Below are 12,952 nucleotides of genomic sequence, written 5' to 3'. Positions count from 1 at the left end.
TCATTTCGCCCTTCCGAGAAGGCCGCGCGGAAACAGCGTGATGATCACGATGACCGCCAGATAGAAGAAGAATTCGCCGTATTCGGGGGCAAGATACCGCCCGGTCGTATCGATGGCGCCGAGCAGCAGACAGGCAATCAGCGCGCCGGGGATCGAGCCTGCGCCGCCGACGGATACGACCACCAGGAAGGTGACCATGTAGCGCAGCGCGTAATAGGGTTCGACCGGCAGCAATTCTGCGCCGATGACGCCGCCCATGGCGGCAAGGCCGACGGCGATGGCGAAGCTTACGGCATAGATGATTTCGGTGCGCACGCCGAGGGCTGCTGCCATGGCCGCATTGTCCACCGCTGCCCGCAACTTGATGCCGAAGGCGGTCTTTTCGAACGTGAACCAAAGTGCCGCCGCCACCACGAGGCCAGCGACGATGGCGAAGATGCGGTGGGTGGCGATGGTGCGAAACCCGAGATCGGTGGGACCGGCCAGTTCCTGCGGCAGCGGAATGGTTTTGAGTGTTGGCCCGAACACGAAATTGGCGATGCCGATGATGCAGAAGGTGATGCCGATGGTCATCAGCACCTGCGTCAGTTCCGGTGCGCCGTAGATGCGCCGGTAGAGAAACCGTTCAAGCGGTATGGCGATCACGATGGTGCCGACAATCGCAACGAGGATTGCCGCCGCGTAACCAAGGCCGAGGCCATGGGCGGCATAGGAGGCGAGATACCCGCCGATCATGGCGAAGGCGCCGTGGGCGAGATTGACCACACGCATCAGCCCCATTGTCACGGATAGGCCGATGGAGATGATGAAAAGCACCATGCCATAGGCAAGCGCATCGACAAGGATGCTGAAGACCGTCTGCATGTTCGAAAGCTCCTCCCGATGCGATTGCGCGCTTGCCGGAGCCGCCCACAAAAGGCGGCGCCGGTCATTTCCGTCTCAATGCTTACTTGGCGGCGGCAAGGCCCGGATCGCCCTGTTTTTCGAAAGTCTGGACTTCCTTGTTGTAATAATTGCCGTCATCGCCCTTGGAGACTTCGCGCAGATAGATGTTCTGCGTGATGTGGCGGCTCTGCGGATCGATGCTGACAGGGCCGCGCGGGCTTGTCCAGGAAAGACCCTTCACCGCCTCGACAGCCTTTTCCGCATCCTGTTTGCCGCCGGTCGCCTCGATCATCTTGGTGATGACATACATGCCGTCAAACGCGCCGACTGCGGGGAAGGACAGTTCCTTCTGATTGCCAATGGCCTTGGTTGCGGCCTCCACGAAGGTCTTGTTTTCGGGTGAATCGTGGGAGACGGCATAGTGGAAGGTAGTCTGCATGCCGAGTGCTGCTTCGCCAAGGGCCGGCAGATCCGATTCCTGTGTAAGATCGCCCGGCGCGAAAAGCTTGATGCCTGATGATTTCAGGCCGTTGTCGTTGAAGGCCTTCACGAAGCCGAGCGTCGTCGGGCCGGAGGGCAGGAAGGCGAAGACGCCTTGTGCGCCGGAATCCTTCACGCGCTGCATGATGGGGCTGAAATCATTGGTGGAAAGCGGCATGCGAATGCTTTCCACAACTTCGCCGCCAGCGGCGGTGAAGGCTGCCTTGAAGGCGTTCTCCGCGTCAACGCCCGGGCCGTAATCGCTGACCAGCGAAATGACCTTCTTGACGCCGCCATCGAAAGCCACCTTGGCGATGGGCGTAGATGTCTGCCATGTCGTGAACGAGGTGCGCACCACATAGGGGCTTTTGGTAACGATGGCCGATGTGGCCGCATTCATGATGACCATGGGCACATTGCCCTGTTTCAGAAGCGGCGTAACCGCCATGGCGTCGGGCGTAAAATAGAAGCCGGCGAGATATTGCACGCCTTCCTTTACAACCAGCTCCTGCGCCAACGCCTTGGATTGCGCCGGATCGGCCTGCGGCACATCGCGGTAGACGACTTCGACAGTGTCATTGCCCACCTTGTTGCCGTGAAGCGAAAACCAGGCGTCTATGCCAGCCTTGAAGTTCTTGCCCTGCAGCGCGAAGGGGCCGGAGAACGGGCCGACCACGCCGACCTTGATCGTCTCGGCATAGGCAACGGAACTGAAGCAGATGGCCGCGATTGCGGCGGTGATCCGTAATTTCATGATTTCCTCCCAATTGATCCGTGGCTCCCTCCACCGATCCAGCCAGTCAAACTGGTAAGTGCGATGGCCAAAGTAAAATGAAAAAAAGGGGGCAATAAATAACCTGATGGTTATGGATCGCCGCCTTATCCGGTTCTGCCCGATATTGGATCATACAATAGGGATAGTCTGGCGATTCTCAATTGCCGCAGCCGCTGCAGCCATCACGAATGGTCCCGTTTCAGCATGCTGCTTCCAAATGCCGCCGTTATGAAAAATGCCCTGCGCCACGCGGCCGGAAAATGACGATAATATGCACGTAATCCCGGTGCCTTAACCAGTTCTAAGGGGATTGTCCGTAGTCTCCCGAAGCATATTTTGAATTTCATTTGGTGTCTTGATGGGCGAATATCAGAATAAAGCCGTTGATCTTATGCGGAATCGCGTTGGCGACAGTATACTCAACAACAAGATCGAGCGCCGCGAAGCTTTTCTCCGCAAGGCGCTGGCGCTGTATCACGTCATGGGCGGCGCGGCGGATGGCATGCGCGCCGCGGTGGAAGATGTTGTGCACCTGCCGAAGCCGAGCGTCGATGTCGCCGTTGGCGACGTGATGCATGAACTGGCAGCAATCGGTCACGTCGCCGATCTCGATATTATCCAGGCCGGATATAACAAACTTGATGCCGCCAATCTGCATATTTTGAGCAAGGGCAAGCGGCTTTTGCAGAAGCAGCAGGAAAAGAAGCTTGCCGCCACGGCTGAGAAGTAAGCCGTACAAGGGCAACTGAGGGTGATGACAAAGCTCCCTCACACCCGGCGTCATCGCTGGATTGCCCCAAGGATCCAATCACGTCCAACTAGATCAAGACGTTGCAGCTGCTCCGGACAAGCCCAAGCATGACGGACGAGGGATTCGGGACTTCGTCATCATTCCGAGGCCCCCAATCGGGGGCGCTTCTAAATCAGGCAACGTCCGCGACGAAAATATCCTGCCAGGCGTCGTAAGCTGAAAGAACCGTTTCCATCTGCGCGGTGTGGCCGGTGATGAAGTCATCGCCGTAGATCGTCTCATCAGGATATTCGGTAATCAGCGTCATCGGCACTGTGTGGCGGTCGTCGATGGACGACAGGCACGGGAAACCGTTGATGATGCGGAAACCGGTTTCACCGGCGTGAATCTCATAAAGCGCGATCTGGCGGTTGTTGTAATCCAGCAGGCCCGGAATGGCGCCGAGATGGCGGGTAACCCGGTCGAGCAGGGCTTCCGCCTGCTTTTCCCAATCCGCATGGTGGCGGATGATGAGGAAGAAACCCTTCGGCAGCGTCCACATGGCGAAATTGCGGGGCACATAACCGGAAAGCGGACGGGTCCATTCGTGCGAGGGATAACCGTGCAGGTTCACATGCAGGCTCGCGCCGCTCATCTCTTGCGCGCTGAAACGGATTGCCTTCTCGTTGAGATGGACGCCCGAATTTTCCCGCGTGCGATATTCGAGATCGTCACCGAGCGCCGTATACCGCGCCGCATGGTGCATATGGCGTGGATTGTCGGCGCGCAGCCGCTGGTGCAGGGCATAACCATCGGGGTTTTCCAGCGGCGAAATGGTGAAATGCGCGCCCTGTCTTTCCGCAAGTTTGCGGGCGGCGCGGACGGCGCCAACGATGCCGGTGGTTTCATTGGGATGCTGGCCGCCGCTGATCATCACGGCAGCATCGCTGCCCGCGACATAACGGGCGGCAAGAACGCGGCCCGACCGCGAGCGGGCCTCGAACGCCTCGCCGCCGATCTCGGCAAGCATCCGCGCGATCTGACCCGCCGCCACCGGTTCGCGGGCCTCGTCGATCCGCTGTTCGCCGCCATCCAGGAAAGTGGTGGTGAGTGCACGGGTCTCGATACGGACCGAAACGTCGCCGTTGCTTTTGACGACTTCCGGAACGATCTGGCCGGGTTTCAGGCCCCGGTCGCCCAGCGGCCGGCCGGACTTCTTCTGGAAGAATTCCAGGAGGGAGAAATAGAAATCCTCATGCAGCGCTTCACGCAGGCTGACCACCTCTTCCCCGACCGGCAGCGCCATGTCTTCGGACGGGTGCGTGACGTGGATGTTCAATTCCTCGAAATAGGGTTCTTCATCGCCCCAGCCGTGATTGGCAACGGCATTGATTGCCGCTTCGAAAAGCTGCTCGTAATCCGTCTCCAGCCGCTCGCCCGTAGCGTCACCGGCCGGACGGAACCAGCCGGTTGGCGAGACATTGGTTTCGCCGACGATATCGGTATGAACCCGGTTGGGAGCGAGAACCTTCAGGGTTTCCATCTTGCCGTTGCGGCTCAGCGTAACGTCATAATGAAGGGCGTCGTCGTCGCGGGCGATAAAATCGATCTTCGCGTCGCCGGCTAGTGCCGCCAGCGGATAGGCCTCCAGCCGGAAACGATTGGCGGGTGCATTGGAGTGCACCGGGTAATGCACCTCGATGGCATCGACGCCACCAAGATTGATCTCTTCCAGAAAGGTGAAGAGAAGTGGCTTGTAGGCGCTGCGGATGCGGGCACTGACGCCTTTTTTCTTCAGCCTTTCTTCGGCCTCGCGGCGGCTTTTGGCGTCATCGAACGTCCATGCCTCGAAGGACTGGCCGGGCGCGGCATTGGCGAGAAGCACATCCAGAGTACGCTTGAAGGTCTGGTCGAAAATCTGGCTCATCACGATCACCTTGAGGTTCTGCCGGTGGGGTCGAGGCTGTCGCGCAGCCAGTCACCGAGAAGGTTGAGGCCAAGCACGGTCAGAAGGATGGCAAGACCGGGGAAGACGCTGACCCACCATGCCGTTTGCAGATAGGTGCGGCCATCCGCCAGCATGCCGCCCCAGCTCGGAATGGTCGGATCTACGCCGAGGCCGAGGAAGGTGAGGCTGCTTTCCAGCAGGATGTTGTTGGCGACGTTGAGCGTCATCAGCACGATGACCGGGCCGATCAGGTTCGGCAAAAGGTGCTGGAGAATGATGCGCCAGTCCTTCACGCCAATGGCGCGGGCGGACAGGATGAATTCCCGTTCGCGCAGCGTCAGCACCGAGCCGCGCACCAGACGGGCATATTGTACCCATTGCGAGACGATCAGGAGGATGATGGTGTTGGTGAGGCTGCCGCCAACAATTGCGATGAAGGTGATGGCCAAGAGAATGAAGGGCATGGCGAGCTGGATATCGGCAAAGCGCATGACCAGCATGTCCCAGAAGCCGCGATAATAACCGGCGACCAGGCCGACGATCACGCCGAAGACCACGGCCCCGATGACCGAGGTGAAACCGACGAGCAGCGAAATCTTGCCGCCGGCCACGACACGGGCCAGTACGTCACGGCCGAGCGGATCGGTGCCGAGCGGATGGGCGGCGCTAGTGAAGGGCTTGGCAAGGCGCGCCATCAGGTCGATCTTTTCGGCACCGCCCGGAAACAGCACGTCGGAAAGAAGAACGGCAAGGCAGATGACGACGGTAAGCAGGGCGCCGAGGATGAATTCGAGATTGTTGAAGCGCGACAGGCGCGAGGTTTTGGCAGCCATCGTCAATTACTCCGTGCGGATGCGCGGATCGACCAGCCCGTAGGCGATATCGACCAGAAGGTTGATGCCGACGATCATCAGCGACAGCACGGTGATGACGGCCTGAAGCACGGGATAGTCGCGCGCGCCCACCGCATCGAAGGCGAGCGTGCCGAGACCCGGCCAGTTGAAGACGCGCTCGATGACGACGATGCCGCCGAGAAGTCCGCCGAATTGCAGGCCGAAATAGGTAATCAGCGGAATGGCGCAGTTACGCAGCGCATGCTTGTAAAGCACCTTGTTTTCGCTGAGGCCCTTGGCGCGCGCCACCATGACATATTGCGAGCGCAGCGTATCGAGCATGGCCGTGCGCACCAGGCGCACATTGGTAGCCGTCAGGATAACGCCCATGGTGACCGATGGCATGATGTAGCTTGCAAAGCCGCCCATGCCGCTTGGCGGCAGCCAGCCGAGCGTGATGGAGAAAAGCAGCACCAGCATGGTGGCCAGCCAGAAGTTGGGGAATGACAGGCCGACGAGCGAGAAGATACGGATCACCTGATCGGCCGTCTTGCCGCGCGAGGTCGCGGCCTTGATGCCGAGCGGAATGGAAAGCGCAATCGACACCGCCATGGATATGAAGGCGAGAAGCAGCGTGGCGGGCAGGGCATCGGCGATGAGCCGCGATACCGGCGTGCTGCCGGTGAAGCTGCGGCCGAAATCGAGCGTAACCAGGCCTTTCAGGAAGCTGAAATATTGCACGAAGAACGGCCGGTCGGTTCCAAGCGCCGCACGAATGCGCGCCAGATCGTCTTCCGTCATGCTGCCGCCGCCCTGGAACATGGTGACAGCCGGATCGCCTGTCAGGCGGATGGCGAAGGAAACGAGAAGGGTGATGGCGATGACGACGAAAATCGCCTGCAGCAATCGCTTGATGAGGAAACCGGCCACGTTTTTTACCTTGAAGAGAGACCCGACCTTGCCCGCGGGATGGCGGGCAAGGCGCTTTTTGGGAGGATAAGCCTGATTATTCGACGGTGACGTCGGTCAGCTTCAGGCGGTTATCCGGCGGTGCCACGAAACCCTTGACCCGCTTGTTAATGCCGTAAATGGCATTGGTGTTGTAAAGCGGAATTTCCAGCGCGCGCTCGGCGGCATAGGCGCCGACTTGCTTGAGGATCTTTTCGCGCTCGGCTCGGTCAGTCAGTGGGCGCTGGGATTCCAGCAGCTTGTCCAGCTTCTCGTCCTTGTCGTAAGGATTCCACTTTTCACCCGAGTGGTACATGGAATAGGCCGTGTTGTCGTAATCGAAGGTCCAGCCGCCCCATTTCTGCTGGAACATCGCGCCGGTCTTGCCCTGCGGGATGATGTCGTTCAGGAGAACGTTGGTCTCATAGGGCTTGATGGTGGCGGTGATGCCGACCATGGACAGATAGCTCGAGATGACCTGCGCGACTTCGTTCATCGTCGCATCGTTGCCTCTGATATCGATCTGCAGCGCCGCACCCGGCTTGACGCCGGCTTCCGCGAGCAGCTTCTTTGCGCCTTCCGGATCATAAGGCAGCGGCTTCAGATCGGCGTCGTAGCCGAAGGACAGCGCGCTCTGGAAGCTGGCGATTTCCGAGGCCTGACCGGCAAGGATCGACTTGACGATCGTGCCGCGATCAACGGCCATGATGATGGCCTTGCGCACCTTGGGATCAGCGGTGATGCCGTCACGAGTGTTGAAACGCAGCGCATCCACCGTCGGGCCTGGAACGCTGACGATCTCCAGCTTGGAATCGCCTTCGATGACCGGGATCATGCCGATCGGGATGGTGGGCGGAATGACGAGATCGACGCGGCCGGCCTGCAATTCGGCAACTGCGGTCGCCGGCTCGGCGATGAAGCGGAATTCCAGTTCGGAGAGCTTTGGTGCGCCGCCCCAGTAATCCGGGTTGGCTTCCAGCTTGATGTTGGTCTTCGGCGCATAGGAGACGAATTTGAACGCGCCGGTGCCGACCGGGTTGAGGTTAAAGTTGTCCTCACCCTTTTCCTGAATGTATTTCGGCGGAACGATCATGCCGCCATAACCGGCAAGCTTGGTCAGAAGCACCGGATCGGGCGCCTTGAGCTTCATGTCGACGGTGTAGTCGTCGATGACGTCGACGCTTTCGATGGCGACATAGTTGGAGCGCTGCGGGCCCTTGGCACCCTGTTCGCCGAGAAGGCGCTCGAAGGTGAACTTGACGGCGGCGGCGTTGAAGGGCTCGCCATTATGGAACTTGACGTTCTGGCGCAGCTTGAAGCGGATGCGCTTGCCTTCATCCAGCTCTTCCCAGGATTCGGCAAGGCCGGGCACAAGTTTCAGGTCCGGACCGCGATAGGTCAGGCCATCGAAGATGTTGGTGGCGACAGCTGCCCATTGCACCAGGAAGGTGTCGATCGGATCCCAGCTGCCGGGGTCCTGCGGGCTGGAAATGGTCATCTTGCCAGCGGCGAAAGCCGGCGCTGCGGTGAAGGCCGTGCCGGCCAGCGCAAGCGCGACGAACGTTGCCGTCATCCCCTTTTTGATTTTTGTCATCTACCTGTTCCTCTTCAGATGGTTACGGTTTTGGTTATTGTTCAGGCACTCTTCGCGATGAAGTGGCCTGGATTGATTTCCTCATGGGCGAGAATGGCGGGCTCATCGCCGACGCGGCGCACGGGATTGGGAATTTCGCCCTCGATCATGGCGATGCGGCGCTCGATCAGGGGATCGGCAACCGGCACTGCGGAAAGCAGCCGGCGCGTATAATCATGCGTGGGCGTTTCGAAGACCTGCTGGCGGCTGCCCATTTCCATGATCTGGCCGAGATAAAGCACCGCGACGCGGTGGCTCATCTTTTCCACCACCGCCATGTCATGGCTTATGAACAGGTAAGCAAGACCACGTTCCGCTTGCAAATCCATGAACAGATTGATGATCTGCGCCTGGATGGAGACATCGAGCGCCGACAGCGCTTCGTCGGCGATAATGAGCTTAGGATCGGAGGCGAGCGCGCGGGCAATGCAGACACGCTGCCGCTGGCCGCCCGAAAACTCGTGCGGATACCGCGATGCATGTTCCGAACTCAGACCCACCCGTTCCAGCAGCTCATCCACCCGGCGGCGCACCGCCTTGGCATCGTTGATCAGGCCGTGGGTATTGATCGGTTCGGCGATCGAGAAACCTACCGTCTTGCGCGGATCGAGCGAGGCGAATGGGTCCTGGAAGATATATTGCACTTCCTGCCGCATGCGGAAACGTTCCGCCGGCGACATCTCAGAATAGCTGCGGCCGTTGAAGGATATTTCGCCTGATACCGCCGATTGCAGCTGCTGGATTGTGCGGCCGATGGTGGATTTGCCCGAACCGGATTCACCGACCAGCGCCAGTGTCTCTCCGGCATGGATGTCGAAGCTGACCTTCTGTACGGCGCTGCAACGGTGCGTCGCCTTGCCGAACAGGTTCTTGCGAATATCGAAGCGAACGAACAGGTCGCGAACCGAAAGCAGCGGCTTCTCGTCGTATTTTGCGGTGTTCTGCACCCGTTCCTCGCCCACCACGACCGGCTGGCCATCCTGCAGGACGGTGAGCGGAAGGCGCTTGGGAAACTCTTCGCCGGTCATGCTGCCGAGGCGCGGAACGGCGGAAAGCAGCGCCCGCGTATAGGGATGCTGCGGATTGGCGAAGATGTCCTTGACCGGGCCTTCCTCAACCTTCCTGCCCTTCCACATGACGACGACGTCATCGGCCATTTCCGCCACCACGCCCATGTCATGGGTGATGAAGACCATGCCCATGCCGAGCTTCTTTTGCAGGTCGCGCATGATGTTGAGGATCTGCGCCTGAATGGTGACATCAAGTGCCGTCGTCGGTTCGTCGGCGATCAGCAGCTTCGGCCGACAGGCAAGCGCCATGGCGATCATCACGCGCTGGCGCATGCCGCCGGAAAGCTGATGCGGATAACGGTGCAGAAGCTCGGCCGCATCCGGCAATCGCACCATGTCGAGCAACTTTTTTGCCTCGGCCATGGCCGCCGCCTTGCCCATTTTCTCGTGCAGGACAAGCACTTCGCAGATCTGGTCACCGATGGTGAAGACCGGGTTCAGCGACGTCATCGGCTCCTGGAAGATCATGGCGATCTCCTTGCCGCGGATCGACCGCATTTCCTTCTGCGATGCCTTCAGCAGATCCTTGCCTTCGAACATGATGCGACCAGCGGGGTAAGTCGCGCCCATCATATCCGCAAGACGCATGGTCGAGAGCGACGTGACCGATTTGCCCGATCCGGATTCGCCGACGATCGCCACTGTCCTGCCGGCTTCCACGGCAAAGGAAATATCGTCCACGACGCGGCTGTCGCCGAACTCAACGCTCAGGTTTTCAACCGAGAGGAGGGCGTTGCGGTTTGCGGCAGTCATATCAGCGTCTCCGGCTTGGCATGCGCGGCAATGCCGGCGCGGCCATCTGAAATAGTGAGGGGGCAAGGGCGTCGGGCAGGCGCGCGGGATGAAACGCTGTGCCGGAGGATGGGAGTGTCAAAAAGAAAGCGCATGGCGTTTCAGGCGCGATGTAGATTGGCTGCTGCCGGTCGATACGGAAATTGCGACCTGGTCGAAGTGCTACGGGCGACCTCACCGGTGCCGGTAAAATGCCTGTTGCCAGTCTCAGAATCGATGATGCGCATGAACTTGTATTCCCCACCCCTTGTTTTACAAAAAAGCTAACAAAACAGGACAATCATGTCCAGAGTGTTGAACAATTTTTGTATACTGCTCTACAAATACGCAAGTGCATTTATTTTGGGCGCGGGTGTGCCGAAGGGCCGGACCCCGATTAAGGGATGTTTTTAGTCTGTATTGAGGATGTATCGATTTCAGTGGTTGCGGGTGCCGCTGCCCGTGATACAGGCCGGACGAAGACCATTGAAAAAGGATACCGGGTATGACGAATAGAACGGGTGCGGTCAGGCTATCCGGCTTCCTGCGTTGCGCATCGGTGCAGGATGTCCAACTTGTAGAAAGCCATCTACCCGATCACATTCGCCTGACCAGAGCGGAGCCGGGCTGTATTTCCTTTGAGGTATCGCAGACCGAAGACCCCCTGATCTGGAGGGTGGAAGAGCTTTTTGTGGACCGCGCTGCTTTCGATTTTCATCAGCAGCGCACGCGCGCATCTAAGTGGTTTGTTGCCACCTCCGCCATTCCACGGGACTATGAGATAGTGACGCTGGCGTAAATAAAGACAGGGGCCGCAGCGGCATTCCTGCTGGCTGCGGCCTGTTTGCATTTTTGAAGCACCAGTGGACTGGTGTCTGCGCCTATTCCTTCGGCATGCCGATCGGTGGCGCAAGACGCCGCTGCGCAGCGATGCGGAAGGGGGCGTTCATCGCGCCATATCCGCCGTAGGCACCGCGCCTTTCGACGATTTCGAAGAAGAACCCTTCGCCGAAGGTGCGGCTGTAGATCTGGAAATATTCGCCGTTGTCGTCCCGGTCGTAGAGGATGCTTGCTTCCCGGAGTGCGTCGGAGAATTCCGGTTCCAGCCCGAAGCGGGCCTCCAGATCGTCATAATAATTGCGCGAGATCGGCAGGGCGTGAAAGCCGCGCGCATGCAGAGCCTTGGCGGTGGCGAAGATATCGTCCGTGGCGAAGGCGATGTGCTGGATGCTGGTGCCGAAACCTTCCGCCAGAAATTTGCCGGCGAAGGTCTTTCGGTTGTCGGCGCCGTTCATGGTCAGGCGGAAACGCGGGGAGGGCACGCTTTCTATGGCCTGGCTGCGCACCAGACCGCCGGGATCGACCACATCCACCATCGGCGTGCGGCGCGTTGAAAACAGCGATGTGTAAAACAGAAGCCAGGTCAGCATTTCATCGTAATGCGTGGTTTGCGCAAGATGGTCGATGCGGGTCAGTCCGGTATTGCCTGCCGGTGCCGTCGCATCTACCGGTGCGAATTCATTGTCCCAGATGGAGGCGAGCGCCGTGGACCCGTCGAGGAAATAGATCACGCCATTGCCCACGCCCTGAATGGCTGGAACCGCGACTTCGCCGGATTTGCGCGGTTCGGCGAATGTCGGCGCGCCCAGCGCTGCCGCACGCGCAAGCGCTGCCTGCGCATCATCGACCTTCAGGCCGAATGCATAGGCATTGGTGCCGTGGATGGAGTAGGATGCACCGGCGAAACTCTCACCGGTACCGCCGGTATTGATGACGATGCGAATGTCGCCCTGCGTATAGAGATCGACATCGCGATTGCGGTGCCTCGCGGTTTTATCAAAACCGAGTGTGGCGAGCAGCGCTTCCAGATTGGCCTTTTCCTCCGGTGCCGTTGTGAACTCGACAAACTCCACGCCTTCCGTCTGCACCCGCTCAGGCATGGCGGGCGCCTCGATGCGGATGTCGGGCTCCAGACGGCGCACCTGATCCATGAGGTTGATGAGCGAACGATGGCCGTCCTCAGCCAGCAGGCGCGCCGAGCCACCGCGGAACTGGTCGTTGAAGATTTCGAGCGACAGCGGGCCGCTATAACCGGTTGCCGCGACAGCGCGCATGAAATCCACCACCGGCAGATCGCCTTCGCCGGGCATGTTGCGGAAATGCCGGCTCCAGTACAACAGGTCCATGTCGATCAGCGGTGCGTCGGCCAATTGCACGATGAAGATCTTGTCGCCGGGAATGGAGCGGATGGAGTTGGGATCGATCTTGCGCGACAGCGTGTGGAAGCTGTCGAGGATGATACCGACATTGGGGTGATCGGCGCGGCGCACCACTTCCCACGCATCGCGATGATCGCTGATGTGCCGGCCCCAGGCCAGCGCCTCGTAACCCACGCGAACACCATGCCTGGCCGCAAGCTCGCCAAGCTCATGGAAATCGGCGGCGGCGCGGTCTATGCCACCCAGCGACACCGGCGAGACATTCGAGCAGATCAGCATCAGATCGGTCCCGAGTTCGCCCATGATGTCGAATTTACGCCCTGCGCGCTCGAAGGCGCGGGCGCGGTGCGGTTCCGGCATGCCTTCGAAATCGCGGAACGGCTGGAAAAGCGTGATATCCAGCCCATGATCCGCCGCAAGGGCCTTCACCTCGCGCGGCGAGGCGTCGTAGGTCAGGAAATCGTTCTCGAAAATCTCCACACCCGTGAAGCCGGCTTTCGCAATGGCCGCCAGTTTCTCCGGGAATTCGCCGCTGATGGAGACGGTGGCGATGGAAGTACGCATTGGCACGCCCTGTTTGCCTGTGTCATAGCTCGCCATATTGCGTTCCTTTTCAGCGTTATGTACTAATTGGTTAATAATAGGGGTGCGGCGGCAAGC

The 12,952-nt window shown here is 59.6% G+C and carries 10 protein-coding genes; 2 read left to right on the top strand and 8 right to left on the bottom strand.

Going from position 1 to position 12,952, the window contains the following annotated elements; translation table 11 throughout:
• Both ACQZ63_RS13045 and ACQZ63_RS13040 read right to left on the bottom strand, forming a co-directional pair.
• Complete coding sequence (locus tag ACQZ63_RS13045) at positions 1-864, bottom strand: branched-chain amino acid ABC transporter permease (RefSeq protein WP_013762353.1); 864 nt, start codon at positions 862-864, stop codon at positions 1-3.
• Positions 865-946: 82 nt separating this feature from the next.
• Complete coding sequence (locus ACQZ63_RS13040) at positions 947-2,119, bottom strand: ABC transporter substrate-binding protein (RefSeq protein ID WP_019566988.1); 1,173 nt, start codon at positions 2,117-2,119, stop codon at positions 947-949.
• Positions 2,120-2,498: 379 nt separating this feature from the next.
• Between ACQZ63_RS13040 and ACQZ63_RS13035 the strand changes: the two genes are divergently transcribed.
• The gene (locus ACQZ63_RS13035; RefSeq protein ID WP_013762356.1) at positions 2,499-2,870 is read left to right on the top strand and encodes a hypothetical protein; all 372 of its coding nucleotides are present in this window, start codon (positions 2,499-2,501) and stop codon (positions 2,868-2,870) included.
• Positions 2,871-3,063: 193 nt separating this feature from the next.
• Here ACQZ63_RS13035 and ACQZ63_RS13030 read toward each other — a convergent pair whose 3' ends face one another.
• From ACQZ63_RS13030 to ACQZ63_RS13010, 5 genes are all read right to left on the bottom strand, one after another.
• A complete protein-coding gene (locus tag ACQZ63_RS13030) occupies positions 3,064-4,797 on the bottom strand; it encodes a M14 family metallopeptidase (RefSeq protein ID WP_448799253.1) in 1,734 nt (577 codons plus the stop codon).
• Between the two features lie 5 nt (positions 4,798-4,802).
• The gene (locus tag ACQZ63_RS13025) at positions 4,803-5,651 is read right to left on the bottom strand and encodes an ABC transporter permease (RefSeq protein ID WP_004430999.1); all 849 of its coding nucleotides are present in this window, start codon (positions 5,649-5,651) and stop codon (positions 4,803-4,805) included.
• A 6-nt stretch (positions 5,652-5,657) separates the two neighbouring features.
• Positions 5,658-6,581: an ABC transporter permease gene (locus ACQZ63_RS13020; protein ID WP_003499197.1), complete on the bottom strand. Its 924-nt coding sequence runs from the start codon at positions 6,579-6,581 to the stop codon at positions 5,658-5,660.
• 76 nt (positions 6,582-6,657) lie between these two features.
• The gene (locus tag ACQZ63_RS13015; protein WP_004431003.1) at positions 6,658-8,193 is read right to left on the bottom strand and encodes an ABC transporter substrate-binding protein; all 1,536 of its coding nucleotides are present in this window, start codon (positions 8,191-8,193) and stop codon (positions 6,658-6,660) included.
• A 41-nt stretch (positions 8,194-8,234) separates the two neighbouring features.
• On the bottom strand, positions 8,235-10,055 hold the full coding sequence (locus ACQZ63_RS13010) for an ABC transporter ATP-binding protein (protein ID WP_448799252.1): 1,821 nt from the start codon (positions 10,053-10,055) through the stop codon (positions 8,235-8,237).
• A gap of 523 nt (positions 10,056-10,578) precedes the next feature.
• Here ACQZ63_RS13010 and ACQZ63_RS13005 point away from each other — a divergent pair.
• Positions 10,579-10,872 (top strand): putative quinol monooxygenase, encoded by a 294-nt coding sequence (locus ACQZ63_RS13005; protein WP_013762362.1) that lies wholly within the window; start codon positions 10,579-10,581, stop codon positions 10,870-10,872.
• A gap of 82 nt (positions 10,873-10,954) precedes the next feature.
• Here ACQZ63_RS13005 and ACQZ63_RS13000 read toward each other — a convergent pair whose 3' ends face one another.
• Complete coding sequence (locus tag ACQZ63_RS13000; protein WP_026331045.1) at positions 10,955-12,856, bottom strand: bifunctional sugar phosphate isomerase/epimerase/4-hydroxyphenylpyruvate dioxygenase family protein; 1,902 nt, start codon at positions 12,854-12,856, stop codon at positions 10,955-10,957.
• Positions 12,857-12,952 lie beyond the last annotated feature (96 nt).

The organism is Agrobacterium sp. CG160-95 (genome assembly GCF_053521725.1).
Note: the sequence above shows the minus strand (reverse complement) of the source record. Positions and strands in the feature narration are given on the sequence as shown.